Source organism: Nocardia sp. NPDC005998, assembly GCF_040614395.1.
Taxonomy (GTDB): Bacteria; Actinomycetota; Actinomycetes; order Mycobacteriales; family Mycobacteriaceae; genus Nocardia.
Window position 1 is genome coordinate 1 of record NZ_JBEXUI010000044.1, and the last position, 14880, is coordinate 14880.

Genomic DNA, 14880 nt, shown 5'->3' on the forward strand with positions numbered 1-14880 from the left:
GCAGACCAATCCACATGCGGCGACGGCGCATCCACATGCAACGTCTTCGGCAACATCTCATGCCGCAACGCCTGCACGATCTTGATCACCCCACCCACACCCGCAGCCGCTTGCGAATGCCCGATATTCGACTTCAACGAACCGATCCGCAACGGCTCTGCACGGCCCTGCCCGTACGCCGCGATCAACGCCTGCGCTTCGATCGGATCACCCAATGTCGTCCCGGTGCCGTGCGCCTCGACCGCGTCCACATCCGCCGGACTCAAGCCCGCGGCCTGCAATGCGGCCGCGATCACGCGCTCCTGCGAGGGACCGTTCGGGGCCGAGAGTCCATTCGAGGCGCCGTCCTGGTTCACCGCTGAACCCCGGATCACGGCAAGCACGTTGTGTCCCAACCGCTTCGCATCCGAGAGCCGCTCCAACACCAACACACCGACACCCTCGGCCCAGCCCACACCATCGGCCGACGCCGAAAACGCCTTACACCGACCATCCCGCGACAACCCACGCTGCCGGGAGAACTCGATGAACAGGAACGGGGTCGACATCACCGTCACCCCACCCGCCAGCACCAGCGACGTTTCCCCGCGTCGCAGCGCCTGACAGGCCAGATGAATCGCGACCAGCGACGACGAACATGCCGTATCCACCGTCACCGCCGGGCCTTCCAGACCCAACGTGTACGACACCCGGCCCGACACCACACTGCCCGCCGAACCAGTGCCGGCGTAGCCCTCGGCCACCGGACCCGCCGCTCTGGCCGTGTGCTCGTAGTCCGCGTACATCACTCCGGCCATGACGCCGGTGTCGCTGCCCCGCAGTGTCGCCGGGTCGATTCCCGCGTGCTCCAACGCTTCCCACGACGCCTCCAGCAACAACCGCTGCTGCGGATCCATCGCCGACGCCTCACGCGGACCGATACCGAAGAACCCGGCATCGAAATCCCCTACACCGCGCAGGAAGCCGCCCTCGCGCGTGTAGACCTTCCCGAACCGGTCGGGGTCGGGATCGAACAGCCCTGCCACGTCCCAACCCCGGTCCAGCGGAAACTCACCGACGGCATCCGCACCCGAGGCGACCAGATCCCACAGCTGTTCCGGCGATTCGATACCGCCCGGGTAGCGACAGCTCATGCCCACGATGGCGATCGGCTCGTCGATCTTCTCCCGCAGCTGCGTCAGATCGTCGCGCGTCGTCATGAGCTCGACAGTGACCTTTTTCAGGTACTCCAACATGCGATCGGATGAATCGCCAGTGCTTGTGTCCACGTGTCACATCCAGGTATTTCGGGGTTGACGAAGGAGCCCGGTGTCGCGAGCGACGACACGGGCGCAGTGCGCTACCGTCAGGTTTCGGTCAGGGGTCGGTGCGGACGCGGCGACTCAACGAGTCGGCCAGCGAGAGCCAGTTCGCTGCGTAATGCCTCGCCCGCTCGGCCACCGCGGGCGCGCAGCGTGTCGGCAGACTTTCGGCCATCGATAGCCAGTCGACCGTGTCGGGTCCAGAGAACTCTCGTGTCGAGGGTTCACTCCCGCAGACCGGACGGTGCCCGATATGCGAAGCCCTTCGGTGGCGAGCTCTGTTACTTCCGACAGTTCGTGGTGGACGACGGCTCGAAAGTGCGTCTGAGCAGGCACGCGGTGCTCGATGGCTACCGAAACGTAGTCCATGCGAACGCTTCCCTCTACCGCGATGAAAGGTAAGCCCGCGACGACACCGTCGGTATCAGCACACTCGACACCCGCGACCAGCGGCATACATCCCCCGCCCCGACACTGAAATCAGTACTCACTCGACATCTCTTCTCGCTAGGCCGGCCCTCGAATTGCTTCGAGTAGCCGCCGAGCAACTCGCTCAGCCAGTAGCCTGCCAGCCTTGTCGGGTTCTCGCAACCGATGGGCGATCTTTTTGTTGACGCTTCTTCTATCGGCTATATTCGGCGGGAAGACGGCCGTTGGGCAGACTGAAAGATTTGCCGTCGTCAACCCGGAAACAGCGTCGCGCTCACGCCGGGCATCAGCATCGTCGATGCAAATCCGATTCCACTGCCAATCGTCGCACCATGAGTGCACGCAGAAACGTCACTCGTCACTAAGAAGAACAGCGATCCGCTCTACGCAGCGTTGCTACCAGGCATTATCTGTCGAATCGGCATCCATCGCCCTCGTGCGGCGCATTCTATACAGCCGTTTCCGGCGAACGGATGAACGTCCAGATCCAGCGGCTGGCGGGTCGCATATAATGTCGCGGTGGGAACGACCGCCACCGATGAACGCGATATTAACGCAAACATCACGATACTTTTGGAATTGTAACTGCAAGATGATCAAACAGATCTGTAGTCATTCCGAAACGGCAATTCCTTCTTGCTATCACAGCGAATCGATAGCATACCGGCATCACCATTCTTCGCATGGTTGCTGGAACAGTACTCCGAGTACCTATTTCTGGCCCCGGCAGGAATTTGATAGACTTCCGCGAACCAACTGGGGACGTCGGGCGCAGGTGCACCGATGAGCTGTCGACCGTTTGTTGTATTCGGTGGCCAAGGCGGGGTGATGGACGTTTCCGCTCGGAGAGGGCCGGATCAGGCTCGAGACGGCGTCACGGAAGGGTCCGCGGCCTCTCATGGCGGGACGGTTTCGGACCAGTAGGCGGAGTTGTGATCATGCGGCCCCATAGCTCTGGCGGGATTCAGTGTGCGTGTGGAGGTTTCGGCCCGTGGTGTATCGAGCTTCGACCGGTACACCGGAGGCTATGACGTGACATGTATCGAAACATCCGCCATATGAGACCGGAATATCCGCATAGCCGCCAAGGCTGCGCTCGACGTGGTGTGCCTCGCGCTGCCGAACCCCACTCGGAATCGCCGACGCGCTGGTCACCGGCCCGGCGTCTCACCGGTTTGGCGGAATCCGCCGGCCCGTCAGATGCGTTCGCGCACTGGTGAGGCCCAGGAATCCGGCTGAACGCGGCCTTCCCATAGCCAGTACTTCCGGTGCGGGGCCGTCATCGCGACACCTCCACCGGTCCCGAATCCGCTATGCCCTGGTGTGGAATCCGGCCGATTCATCCGCCGCGCGATACCGCGAGATCGCCGCCGACCTGGTGGCTGCGGATCCACCCGGTATTGCCTCGTGGACAGCGGGTGCGTCAGTGGCGAACGGCACCCAGACCAATCCGTCGCCCCCCCAAGGACCTCGTCACCGCGGTCTACGCCGTGTTCTCGGCGAGGCTTCGGCGCTGGGCGGTGGTGAGGCGATCGGTCCGTGCGACCACATAGTAGGCTCCGGCCTCGTTGCCGCGCACGGCGACTGGGTCCGCGAGGTCGGGGTGGCGGCCGGCGTCGTGCAGTGCCGAAGTCACCCGGTCGAGGGGCCAATCCAGCGCGGCGGCAAGCCGCTCTGGGGTGAGCGGCGTGCCCGCGTGCACGAGCGCGGCCATGACGGTGAGCGCGTGCTCGCCCGCCGCGGTATCCACGGGACCACCCGCGATATCGCGTCCGAGTCGGGCGAAGAACAGGCCCATATGCTCGAGTCGCACGCCGACCGGCGTTGTCGCGCCGAAGATTTCGGCTCCGCGCTCGGCGGCCTGCGCCCACCGGTTGGTCGTGCGGGCGCTGTCGGACCATGCCTCGAACCACACGTCGTCGTCGACGACGTAGCGTTCGCGCCGCCCCTCCCGGGCACGGCGGATCACCCCGAGCCCGTCGAGGTAGGCGACGGCCTTCGAAATCGACGCGGGACTCACCCGCAACCGTTGGGCGAGTTCGGCCGCCGTTGCACCGCCCGAATCGGTGGTGAACAGCAACGCCAGCACGCGGGCTGCCATCCGCGGTAGGCCGGAATCGACCATCAATGCCGCGAACTGTTCAGCGAATTCGCGCACTGTCTCGTCGTCACGCCCGAAAGCTGCCTCCGAAAGTGGCTGCGGCGCAGTCGCTATGCGTCGGCGGGCTCGCCGTCGAGTAGCTCGCTGCGCAAGGTCGGCCCGGTAGCCGCCCGGTCCACCGTTGCGCGCCACTTCGCGGGTGACGGTCGACGTGGGTCTGCCCATCCGCCGGGCGATCTCGGCGTAATCGAGTCCGGCCGCGAGTCCGGAGGCGATATGCCTGCGGTCCTGCTCGGTCAGCCTGCCTCCGGGCATGGGTGCGTCCTTCCTTCCGGATCGGGGTCGGGTTCAGTGTGCGTTAACCCTTCCAGTCATTGCAACGAGTCGTTGCGTTTCTCGGCACCGCTATTGCAATGATTCGCGAATGATCACAGGTGAAAGGGCATAAAGCCCCTCGCGCACACTTGATGGCCTGGGAAACGCGACGTAGCTTTCGTGACGGCGCGCAGACGAACGAGAAGGAATGGATATGACGAAAACGACGGCTCCCATCACCATCCAAGACATGCTCGATCGGGCGGTGACCGAAGGCGGTGTGCCCGGGATCCTCATAGAGGTACGCGACGGTAAACGGCAATGGTTCGGCACAGCGGGTGTCGCCGACACCACCACCGAGCGACCGCGCCTGCCGCAGCACCGGTTTCGTATCGGCAGCACCACCAAAACCTTCGTGGCCACCATGCTGCTGCAGCTCGCGGGCGAGGGCCTCCTGAGCCTCGACGACACTGTGCACAGGTGGCTGCCGAATGTGGTGCGAGGCAACGGCAATGACGGTGAGGCGATCACCGTGCGGCAGCTGCTGAACCACACCAGCGGCCTGTTCAACTACACCGACGACCGAGAAGCGTTGAACCGCTACGAAACCCACTCCCCGGCGGTACTCGTCGATATTGCTGTCGCGCACCCGCCCACCTTCGCGGTGGGCATGGATTGGGGTTACAGCAACACCAACTACATCCTCGCCGGACTGCTCATCGAGGCGGCGACCGGCGCATCCTTACACGACGAGCTCCGCCGCCGCATCATCGAGCCGCTTGCCCTCACCGCGACCTCCCTGCCCCACGGCAGCGACCCCGCCATCGAGGGACCCCACTCCCGCCACTACACAAAGCTGTTCGACTCGAGCCCCGACGCCGCGATCCACGACGCGACCGAGCTGGATGTCTCCATGTTCGGCGCGGCGGGCGGCATGATCTCCACCGTCGGTGACCTGCACCGCTTCTTCGCAGCGCTGCTCGGCGGCCAGCTTCTCCGCCCCGCCGAACAGGCCCAGATGTTCCGAACCGTCCCCACCAAGAATTGGATCGCGCACACCGGCTACGGCCTCGGCATCTCCTCGGTGACCCTGCCCTCCGGCGTCACGTTGTGGGGTATGGGTGGCGCGCTGTTCGGTTCGTGGACATACACATACGGCACCCGCGACGGCCGCCACGTCCTCGTCGCCAATGTCAACGCCGACTGGGCTCACGGCGACTGGCACGATCCGATCGGGGTGTTCACCGATCTGCTCCAGGCCGAATTCGACTGACCCCGTAAATGCGGGCCTACTCGGCGTTGCGGGCCTGGCTGTCGCCGTCGCTGGATGCACTGGTCAGCAGCACTCCAGTACCGGCCCCTGGCAGCATCAGATCCGAATTTCCCGGCCGGGCGCGGGGACGGTGTCGGATCAGTTCGTCGCTGCCGTGGTGCACGTACCGCAGGTGCACAGGCTGCTACCGCCGGTGGACCGTTGAACAGACCCGCCGCGATGGTGCTGCCGGAGCGGTTGATGCTGGCCCCGAGCCGGAATCGACTCGGGGCCATACATATTGACGGGGAGCACTACTTCAGACGAAGGCTGCCGAACAGGCCGTTCTTCTCGTCATCCGGTCCGGCGGTGAAGTAGAGGGCGTCGGCGTCGCCGAGGCTCTCGCCGTTGCCGAACATCAGGCCCCACAGGCCGTCGATCTCGGCGGGCTTGCCGTCGGCGTCGCGCAGGTAGTCGACGAATTTGCCGGAGGTATCGTCGAGGGCGAGGATGTGGCCCGCGCCGCCGAAGTTGCCGATCAGGAGCTTGCCGCTGAGTGGGCCGAAGCCGGGTGGGGCGATGGTGATGGCCCAGGGGGCGTTGAGGCGGCCGTCGGCGTCGAAGGTTCGGATCAGCTTGCCGTCCTTGTCGAACTCGGCGACCCGGCCCTTCTCGGCCTTGTTGGCGGCCTTCTTCTCCTGATCCTTGTCGAGCTTGTCCTCTTCGCCCGCGCGGATCTTGGTCTTGTTGTTCTCATCGGCCTGGGTGACGGCGTAGCTGAGGAAGACGCGGTTGCCGATGGTGGCCACGTTGAACGGGGCCGGGTCGCCGATCTTGACCTTCTTACCCTTCGAGGCGTCGGCCGGGTCCACAGCGTCACCGGTGGCGAAGGGGTTGACGAAACCGGTGGTGGGCACGAGCTTCCAGTCCTTGTCGAAGGTGCGGACCTGCGGGTCGGAGCCGAAGTCGGCGGCTAGCAGCTTGGCGCCGGACGGGTCCAGGGCGATGCCCTTGAACTTCATGCCCTGTGCGGTGCCGTCGAATTCGAGGATGGCCGGGCCGTCGTGGCGGACGATCTCACCGCCCGCGCCCTGCTCGGTCCAGGCGGAGATTTTTCCCGAGTCGGTGGCGAAGATGAATCGCGAAGAGCCGGTGAGCTTCTGCTCCTTGCCATCGACCGTGACGGGCTGGTCCTTCACCACGAAGATGTCGGAGGTGATGGGCGCGGGGTTGAAGACCACGCCGGTGGTCTTGCCTTCGCTGTCGTCGCCGTCCTCGTCCGGAATGGAGTCCGCACCCGGGATCTTCACAAGCTTCAGCGGATCCTGGAACATCTTCTGGTACTTGGCATCCGGCGACTTGGTGACGTCACCGACGAACTGGTAGGAGTTGCCGGCGCGCCGACCCAGAAGTGGCCGCCGGCGCCCTTCGGACGATCGGCGATGCCCCAGGCGTTGATGAAATCGGGAAAGGTGAACTGCGCCTTGTCCTCCGCCTTGTTGGAGGCAATATTTATCTGGGCGAAGTGATTGCCGTCGAGCGCCTTGACGTCGTCATTGTCCGACTTCGTATTGCTGCATGCCGCCGCGACCACCAGCGCGGCGCCGAGGGCCGACACGCGCAGCAGTGTCTTACGCGTCGGCATGCTGCCAAAGCGTCCGTTCATCACAGGTCCTTCCGGCTAAACGCCCAGATGTGGCGTTAGGTGATGCTAACCATAGCCGGAACCATCCAAAGTGTTATCAGGGGACACTAAGTTGCTGATGACAGGTGCGTGAACACCAGGGCGGACACGAAGGTGCCGGTGCTCGGTCGCCGCAGCTGGTCTTCCGGGTAACTGCGGCAATTCGCACCGCATCTGGATCACATGCCGAGGCTCGGCACCCGCATCGGAGCGGGCCGGCCTTGCATAATGATGTTTGCTACCCTCTTGCGCGAATCGCTCCTTTTACGAATTCCTTTGCCGTATACGCGAGATCTGCTGTCCCGCAGCCGGTTTGTTCACAGCGCTTTCTCAGCGGCTGGTGGGAACAGTGTCGGCGTGACAAACCATGCGGCACTTATCGATTCGTCCCCGCTATTGCTACTCGCCAAAGTTCCCCAGATCACGTTCATTCAGAACGCGAACACGCACCTGTTGCTGTTCTGTTCCACGCAGCGGTTCAGGAAGGTGCGATGGTAGGACATCGAAACGCCGTTCCAAATACCTTCAGCGGCAACGGTTATCGGCTTATAGATGAACTGACAGCCCGGCCGTGTACGGGCCAAGGCCCCGGCCCGGCTGAATGCCGAGCTCCGCTGTGCGATGAACCCGGATCTGAGGGTGGAGGTTCGAAATGGAATCCGTTGCGTCCGTTGGAGCGTCCGGTTAGGGTCAGGAGTCCGCGAAACGCGGGCATACACTGCCCGTCGGGGGGCCCGCGCGTCAGGTTTGTCAGGTCTGCGGGTTGGGTAACTGCCGCGGGTCCGGTAACTGTAAGGAAGCGAACACATGTCTAATCATGTGATCGGGGCGGGGCTATTCGAGATGACTCTTGATGATGGGCGCCTTCCCGTTCAAGTCCAGGTCAGCAGGAATCTGTGGAGCCGACTCGAGCCGAGCGAGGTCTCGGCCGCCGCGATGACGGGATACTGGGTGGCGGCGCTCTACCACGACGCCCCCATCACCCGCACTGGCAACTACACCGCACTCACCGCGCGTCTGCCACGCCGCGCGGAGTTGATCACCCTGCTGAACGCCAGGTCGCTCGCCGAGTACGAGGCACTGGAACGAGTGCTGTACTGGCACGAGGAATTCACGGCGCACGGACCCGTAACCGACTTCGGATTCCCCTCGATGTCGGTCACCGCGGGACTTGGCCGCATCTCGGCGATCACCATCGATCCGCGCTGGGCAGCGAGGACCGAGCCGTCCTATATCGGGTACGACATCATCGCCTGCGCCAACCGGATTCGGCAGTGGCGGCCAAAGGTTCCGGACGAAGGTTCGTGGGCCCACCGCACCGATGACGAACTGGCCCAAGAGGTTCGCGAGTACTACGCAAGTCTGACGAGGAACCGATGACGAACTTCCAGGTCGATCTGGTCCAACTGCGTGACACGGCGAAGGCGTGGTCGACGGCGAGCGACGATCTTTCGACTGCCGTCACCAAGGCGCAGGAACTGCACGACTGCAATAAAGAGATCACCTGGTCGGTGTTTCAGGCCGTATGGGACGCACAGGTTTCCGCCGCGCAATTCCTACACGACAGACTGAACGAAGGCAGCACCGAGGCCAAGTCCATCAGCAATGTGCTGAACCATATTGCCACCGTGTACGAAAATCACGACCAGGGTTGGGCGAGTCAAATAAGCAACAACGGCGGGGGAAACTGATGGGTGACAAAACACTCGATGAAATCAGTACGGTCCTGGACGATTTCTCCAAGCAAATCGAAAAGCTGAAGAACCAGCCGGCCGCGGTGGACGCCGCGTTCGACGAACTGGCATCCGATGCCGCCGCAGCGGAAGGCGGCGCCCTGTTCGGGGTCATCGGTGCCGCTGTAGGGTACGCGTACGGTTCGATGACCGGCGACGATTTCACCGGCTACATGAGCGAGCACAAGCAGGAGATCAAAGACAAGATCCAGGAACTGCTGGACAAACTGGCCAAGGCTATTGAAGCGCTGAGAGCTCCCATCGCCCTGCTCAATACCAGCGGTGACTGGCTGAAACTGAAGTCACAGATCGGCGCCGCGCAGAACGAAGAGGTCGTCAACGGCAACCTCAGCGGGTATTGGAAGGGCAGCTCCGCGCTGAAGTACGCCGGAGCGCGCACGGTCCAGGACACGGCCATGGACACCGCGAAGTCGATCTGCGACACCCTCAACAAAAGCCTTGTCGCAGTATCCAATGCGGCGTGGACGTACTACACCGATGTCGTCAAACAGCTGGTCAGCTTTCTGACGAGTTTCGGCGCCGCGGTCGCCAAGATCGCCAGCGTCGTCTCTTTCACCGAGGGCGTGTCCAGCGCGATCGATCTCCTCAAGACGGTCATCGACAACGTGGTGACCTACATGCAGACGCTGACAACGGCATTGAAGACCGAACAGGACGCCATCAACAATATTTCCTCCGCCACGGACAACGCGAAAGGTTTCCTCGGAAACAAGTGGCCGCAAAGCGCATCGACAAAGTTCGACTCGGACTCCGAAGGAGACTCATGGCAGGCCGAATAGGGGCGCGGCTCACACTGACCGGATTGTCGGTGGTCGCGCTCTCGAGTTGCAGCCTGCTCCCCAACTCGATTACGCACCGGGAGCCCGAAAGTACGCACACCATGCAAGACCTGTGCAACTTTCCAAAGGAGTTCGTGACCAACACGTTTCACGCTCAAAAGCTGGAGGTCAGGCCGGAGGGACCAGGTTCGCCACCCATGGACCGGAAACTCGGTCACGGCGACCTGTGCTGGCTTACCAACGTTTCCCCGGTTGTAGTCACTGCGGTTGGCATGGATTACTCGCGGACGCCCGAACACTCGAACCCTGGAACAACCAGAACGTGGACAATCGATGGTGTTCCCGTTCAGGAAGTACCATCTGATCAACATTCGTCCACGAGCACCACAGGACCTTCTATTACGTTGAAGGCCACCATCGATCGATGGACAGGCACGTTCATATTCAATTCCGATCACGAATCGACCATCAAGGCAGCAGCCGAGATGCTGGTGAATATGGTTCGCACACTGAAGAATTGATTGAGGTACCTGAAGATCTTCGGACAGATATGGCTGGTCGCAAGGGGTTGATAGTCGGATCGCTACGCGCGGAACGCTTCTCGTGCGAGGTGGCGCTCGAGACAGCGCTTCCTCTCTTTCGAGCCTTCCCTTCGGGGAGCTTCTTGTCGTAGTAGGCGCGGCCCGACTACCGCAACGACTGACCCCCAAGACGCAGTGCAGGGGAACTGCCAGATACTCGACGAGGGCCAGGAGGCCAGCCTCCTGGCCCTCGTCGCGGTCGACCCGGGCTCCGGCCATGCGCGAGAAGCTGGCCCGAGCCGCACCATCAAAGGAGCATCGTTTCAGGCGTTGGCTGGCAGGTCCGTTCCGGCGCCCCGGGGGTTCGCCGGTGCAGATGCGCGCGGGTGATGCGCTGTCGAGCTAGGTCCACCACGGCCGAGGAAACGCCTTTGCGCACCGGGATGGGGGACTGTTCCCGTCGGTCGGGCTCGGGCCAAGCCGATGACCGAATCCTGGCCCGTGCGAGGCAGAGTCCATCGTGTTGATCAGATGACCGCTCGACCGGTTCGACTCGACCCGATGGAGCAGTCCGGAAGCGGCCGAAGATCTGGTGTCAGCCGTGCACTGCTTCAGACAGGTAGGACATGGCTTTGTCGCATGCATCGGCAAGGGTGCCTGTCTGGTGCCCCTGCAGCCACCAAGTCGCTGCGATCCGGAGAGTGTCACTGACGGCATGGGCGATGACCCGCGCCCGCAATTCGGCATCGCGGGTCTGTTCGGTCCCCTCCAGCAAGGCATCGACGAACTGCTGCTGATCGCTGCCCCACATCAGGCGAAACATTCGGGCCTGCAAGGCGGGCACCGATTGGATCAAGCGGTACGAGCGTGCGGTGCGTTCGGGGTCGCCTGCGATCAGGCCGGCGAGCATTGCTCGTGTGACGAACTCGGCGTCGGATTCCCCCGGATGCCGCTGGGACAGGGCAGCGGCAGATGCAGCCCGCCCGTCGGGATTGCCGAGGATCACATCCTCCTTGGCGGGGAAGTAGCGGTAGAAGGTGCGCGGCGCGACGTCGGCCGCGGCGGCGATTTCTTCGACAGTGACTGCGTCGTAGCCCTTTTCCTCGAACAACCGTAGTGCGCAGTCCGCGATCGTGTCCTGCGTACGCCTGCGCTTGCGGGCTCTCAGGCTGGTCTCGCCGTCATCTGCCACCACGGAACCAGGGTAGCAATCTGTGGCATACGCGCAAAAAGGCGCATCTGCCGTTTGTCATTCTTGCCAAATGGCACATCTGCCACATACTCTGCTTGTGTCCGACCCACCGCCGGGTCGAGCCCCATAACAGAGAGAATCCGATGAACCACACCGAAACCCTTCGCCGACACTTCCGCGCCTACAGCGACCACGACCTCGAAGCCCTGCTGGCGACACTGGCCGACAACGTGACCGTGCGGTTCCCGACCAGCCCCGAGCCCATCTGCGGCAAAGAGCAGCTGCGACCGGTGTGGGCGAGGGTGCTCGACACGGTGATCCCGGACGTACAGCAAACCGTCCAGCGCATCGTTGTCGAAGGCGACACCGCCGCAACGGAATTCACCGAGACCGGCACCGTGGTCATACCCGAGGGAGCTGCTCAACTGGAGCCGGGCGGGCGACCCTACAGCCTGGATATGGTGTCGTTCTATCATTTCGACGACGAGGGCAGAATCGACCGGATCCGGTCCTATTGGGATACCGCCGATTTCGCCACCCAACTCGGCATCGACATCGCCATCATCCGCGCCCTACAGGCAAGCGCGCACAGCGCTTGATCTCCACGACGACAGGGCTGCGACTCTTGACAACGCTACAGACACTGCCGCAGCAGGCCTGACAATCGCTGACCAGTGTCGTTCGTTCCGGGGCACTGTCAGCACGAATTCCGCCACGGAGGTCCTGTCGGGTACAGCAGCTGTCCCCAGCAGGACCTTTCGTATGCGATTACCGCAGTCAACGGTTCCAAGGGAACTGCCGTCGGTGGATGCCGTCGCGATCTGCGTGGGCGATCAACTGCCATCTGCCGCCAGAGTTGTTCCTTCAGTGGACCTTTGGGGGATTTCGCTCATGCCGGTCTGGTGTCGGTTCCGGCGCGACGGCACGGCCTGCGCACCCCAGCTCGAAAACGGAAGGCGACATGACGATTCGAGGCGGGATTTCCAATGAGACTCCCACGCAGGCCTTTCGCTCAGAATTCGATCGAACTCTTCATGCCCGAGGAATCTGGGCCGACTGCTTGCAACCCCAGTCCCACTGCGAGAGGCAGGCATGGGCACGGATTCATCGCTGCGACAATGCAATTCCGCTCCCCCGCCATGTTGCCGACCAAACACGTGCGTCGGCTGGGACCGCAGATACGACTGACCGGCAATGTCCCAGCGCGGGGTCGGTTGTGATCCGATCGATGTCGCCCGGGAAGCCAATCCAAGATCAAGAGTTGACAGCAAGGTAATAAGCGCGCATACTAATTGCATGACGCAGATCGCAGAAGCCACCGCCACCTCGACCGCCACCCCCGCCGCCTTCTTCGCCAAGTGGGCCGACATGGCCACCTGGCACGAGTGGAACCAGGACACCGAATGGGCCAAGCTCGACGGCAAGTTCGAGCAGGGCGCGACCGGCATCATCAAGCCCAAGGGTGGTCCCAAGACCAAGTTCGTCGTCACCAAGCTCACCGACACCGAATTCATCGACTCGTCCAAGCTGATCGGCGCGCGGCTGATCTTCGCCCACCAGGTCACCACCGACGGTGAGCGCACCACCGTCACCGTTCGTATCTCCATGGACGGTCCGCTGCGCGGGCTGTGGAACAAGATCATGGGCGGCAATCTCGCCAAGTCGCTGCCGGGCGATCTCGACGCGCTGGTCGCCGCCGCCGAGGCGGTGTTGGTATGAGCACCACGTACTGGCTCGCCGTCGTCTCCCCCGCCATGGTCGGCCAATGGCGGCTTGGGAGATAGCTCGCAGCAGATTCGACCATGCCGATGAAAGCCTCGGTCTGTCGCTCTGGCAGGTGACCAACCACTGGCGGGCCGCACATCGTGCAGCGCTGAGCCCTTTCGACCTCACGCATGTCCAGTTCGTCCTGTTGGCCGCCCTGACCTGGCTTGCCGGCCGATCGGCCGGCAAGCCGGTCACCCAGCGCGACGTCGCCGACCACGTCGCCACCGACCCCATGATGACCTCCCAGGTGCTGCGCACCCTGGAACAAAAGCGCCTCCTGGAACGCCGCGACCACCCCACCGACCGTCGCGCCAAATCCCTGATCCCCACCGAATCCGGTGCAGCCCTGGTCAACCGGGCCATCGGCGCGGTCGAAGCTTGCGACCGCGACTTCTTCGGCCCTCTCGGCGACCGCACGCCAGGCTTTACCGAAGCGCTGCATCAGCTACGCGACCGCGGCACGAGCAATGACCGATGGTCAAATCATGCACTCGAAGCGCAGGGTGAGGAGGGCGTGCAGTTCGGCAGCGGCCGTGAGCAGGGCACGTGAGCGGGATTCGATGTTCGCGTCGCGGGCGGCCAGGCGGGTCAGCACGTCGCTCCAGCGCCGGGCGTCCCGCAGTTCGGGCAGCAGCAGGCGAAGGGCGGGGATGCCGTAACCGGCGCGGCGGAGCTGGTAGATGACGCGCGCATCCCGGACGTCGGTGGGTGCGTAGGTGCGGGCGTCGCGGGTTTCGCCGCGGCCAGGGGTCACCAAACCCTCTGCGTCCCAGTGTCGCAATGTCGAGGGGCGGATGCCGAGGGCGTCGGCCAATTCGGAGATGGTCATCGAATCCGAGACGCGCACATCGGTGATCGGTTCTTCCCTGATGTTGCGCACCGCGGCCCGGGTGGCCTCGAGGTCGCGGCGCTCGGTGTCGAGTGTGGCGTGCGCGGCATCCAGGAGCGCCAGCATGACGGCGGGAGGGTCCCGGTGTGCCACGCGCACAATGACTTTGGCCTCGACCGGCCCGACGCCCATTGCGAGCGCGTGATAGGCCCGCGCCGACACGACATGAATCTGGTGGTAGACCCGGTATCCGGTTGGGGTACGGGTCGTCGGCGGCAGTACCTCGTCACGTTCGAGATTGCGGATCTGCTGGACCGAATACCCCGACAGGCGTGCGACATCGGCGGTGCGCAACGACCCGGAGTTGGGACTTCCCACTGGCTCACCTCAGCATTCGATGTCCAACCCTCCACAAGCACTTCAATACGACGATAGAACTCATGGAAATCGACGAGATCACCGAGTTCATCGAATCCCTGGGCGGCGTCCTGACACTCGCCCCCGGCCCGGGCAGCGGCTTCCCGGAGATCGCCTGGGGCGACAAGTTCTTCTACTACGCCCCGGATGGCCAGGTCCCCACCCGAACCCAGCCCTTCGCAACCATCGTGACCGGGAACTACCCCGACGACACGACCTCGAACCTGGACCGCCCCGGCGTCTTCCGCCTCAACATCAACCCCGGCCGCGACGCCTTCACCCGCCAACTCGGCCACACCCCGCGCGACACCACCGACCACCCCACCGACGCGAGCAAACCCGACACCTGGATCCCTCACCCCATTTACGCCAGCGCCGGCTGGCTAGCGGTGGTCAACCCGGCGAGCGGAACCGAAGCGATGGCCAAAGAACTCCTGACGACCGCCCACGCTCGTGCCCGAGCCGCCTATGACCGCCGCGCCGACTGACCGGTGTAGGTGGCCACACCATCGATTCGGGGGTTTGCACCGCTGACCACA

The 14880-nt window shown here is 63.6% G+C and carries 16 protein-coding genes; 9 read left to right on the forward strand and 7 right to left on the reverse strand.

Features of this window, described 5'->3' with window-relative positions; translation table 11 throughout:
• Positions 1–1235, reverse strand: a 1235-nt coding sequence (locus ABZ293_RS35980; RefSeq protein ID WP_355188240.1) for a polyketide synthase, incomplete at its 3' end; no start/stop codon positions are given.
• Positions 1236–3213: 1978 nt separating this feature from the next.
• Positions 3214–4146, reverse strand: coding sequence for a helix-turn-helix domain-containing protein (locus ABZ293_RS35985; RefSeq protein WP_355188142.1), 933 nt, complete (start codon positions 4144–4146; stop codon positions 3214–3216).
• 214 nt (positions 4147–4360) lie between these two features.
• Here ABZ293_RS35985 and ABZ293_RS35990 point away from each other — a divergent pair, with 214 nt between their 5' ends.
• The gene (locus ABZ293_RS35990; RefSeq protein ID WP_355188144.1) at positions 4361–5419 is read left to right on the forward strand and encodes a serine hydrolase domain-containing protein; all 1059 of its coding nucleotides are present in this window, start codon (positions 4361–4363) and stop codon (positions 5417–5419) included.
• A 293-nt stretch (positions 5420–5712) separates the two neighbouring features.
• Here ABZ293_RS35990 and ABZ293_RS35995 read toward each other — a convergent pair whose 3' ends face one another.
• The 3 genes from ABZ293_RS35995 to ABZ293_RS36005 all read right to left on the reverse strand — a co-directional run bounded on the left by ABZ293_RS35995 (position 5713) and on the right by ABZ293_RS36005 (position 7891).
• A complete protein-coding gene (locus ABZ293_RS35995) occupies positions 5713–6732 on the reverse strand; it encodes a TIGR03118 family protein (protein WP_355188146.1) in 1020 nt (339 codons plus the stop codon).
• Entirely contained in the window at positions 6714–7064 is a 351-nt protein-coding gene (locus ABZ293_RS36000; protein ID WP_355188148.1) for a hypothetical protein, read from the reverse strand. Before ABZ293_RS36000 ends, ABZ293_RS35995 begins: the two co-directional genes overlap by 19 nt.
• Before the next feature lie 449 nt (positions 7065–7513).
• Positions 7514–7891, reverse strand: coding sequence for an SSI family serine proteinase inhibitor (locus tag ABZ293_RS36005; RefSeq protein WP_355188150.1), 378 nt, complete (start codon positions 7889–7891; stop codon positions 7514–7516).
• Here ABZ293_RS36005 and ABZ293_RS36010 point away from each other — a divergent pair.
• The 4 genes from ABZ293_RS36010 to ABZ293_RS36025 all read left to right on the forward strand — a co-directional run bounded on the left by ABZ293_RS36010 (position 7890) and on the right by ABZ293_RS36025 (position 10136).
• Positions 7890–8462 carry a hypothetical protein gene (locus ABZ293_RS36010; RefSeq protein WP_355188152.1) on the forward strand — a complete coding sequence of 191 codons (573 nt, stop codon included), beginning with the start codon at positions 7890–7892 and terminating at the stop codon, positions 8460–8462. The genes ABZ293_RS36005 and ABZ293_RS36010 overlap by 2 nt on opposite strands.
• Complete coding sequence (locus ABZ293_RS36015; protein WP_355188154.1) at positions 8459–8773, forward strand: type VII secretion target; 315 nt, start codon at positions 8459–8461, stop codon at positions 8771–8773. Before ABZ293_RS36010 ends, ABZ293_RS36015 begins: the two co-directional genes overlap by 4 nt.
• Positions 8773–9615, forward strand: coding sequence for a hypothetical protein (locus ABZ293_RS36020; RefSeq protein ID WP_355188156.1), 843 nt, complete (start codon positions 8773–8775; stop codon positions 9613–9615). The genes ABZ293_RS36015 and ABZ293_RS36020 overlap by 1 nt, the downstream gene beginning before the upstream one ends.
• 134 nt (positions 9616–9749) lie before the next feature.
• A complete protein-coding gene (locus ABZ293_RS36025) occupies positions 9750–10136 on the forward strand; it encodes a hypothetical protein (RefSeq protein WP_355188158.1) in 387 nt (128 codons plus the stop codon).
• Positions 10137–10731: 595 nt separating this feature from the next.
• Here the strand turns inward: ABZ293_RS36025 and ABZ293_RS36030 are convergent.
• A complete protein-coding gene (locus ABZ293_RS36030) occupies positions 10732–11331 on the reverse strand; it encodes a TetR family transcriptional regulator (protein ID WP_355188160.1) in 600 nt (199 codons plus the stop codon).
• A gap of 140 nt (positions 11332–11471) precedes the next feature.
• Between ABZ293_RS36030 and ABZ293_RS36035 the strand changes: the two genes are divergently transcribed.
• The 3 genes from ABZ293_RS36035 (at position 11472) to ABZ293_RS36045 (ending at position 13645) form a co-directional block, all read left to right on the forward strand.
• Positions 11472–11927: a nuclear transport factor 2 family protein gene (locus ABZ293_RS36035; protein ID WP_355188162.1), complete on the forward strand. Its 456-nt coding sequence runs from the start codon at positions 11472–11474 to the stop codon at positions 11925–11927.
• Between the two features lie 697 nt (positions 11928–12624).
• Positions 12625–13047, forward strand: a complete 423-nt coding sequence (locus ABZ293_RS36040; protein WP_355188164.1) for an SRPBCC family protein — start codon at positions 12625–12627, stop codon at positions 13045–13047.
• Between the two features lie 46 nt (positions 13048–13093).
• Positions 13094–13645 carry a MarR family transcriptional regulator gene (locus ABZ293_RS36045; protein ID WP_355188166.1) on the forward strand — a complete coding sequence of 184 codons (552 nt, stop codon included), beginning with the start codon at positions 13094–13096 and terminating at the stop codon, positions 13643–13645.
• On the opposite strand, the gene ABZ293_RS36050 is transcribed toward ABZ293_RS36045, so the two are convergent.
• Positions 13574–14302 carry a MerR family transcriptional regulator gene (locus ABZ293_RS36050; RefSeq protein WP_355188168.1) on the reverse strand — a complete coding sequence of 243 codons (729 nt, stop codon included), beginning with the start codon at positions 14300–14302 and terminating at the stop codon, positions 13574–13576. The two genes, ABZ293_RS36045 and ABZ293_RS36050, sit on opposite strands and share 72 nt — an antisense overlap.
• Positions 14303–14364: 62 nt before the next feature.
• Between ABZ293_RS36050 and ABZ293_RS36055 the strand changes: the two genes are divergently transcribed.
• A complete protein-coding gene (locus ABZ293_RS36055; protein WP_355188170.1) occupies positions 14365–14829 on the forward strand; it encodes a DUF6194 family protein in 465 nt (154 codons plus the stop codon).
• Positions 14830–14880: the final 51 nt, after the last annotated feature.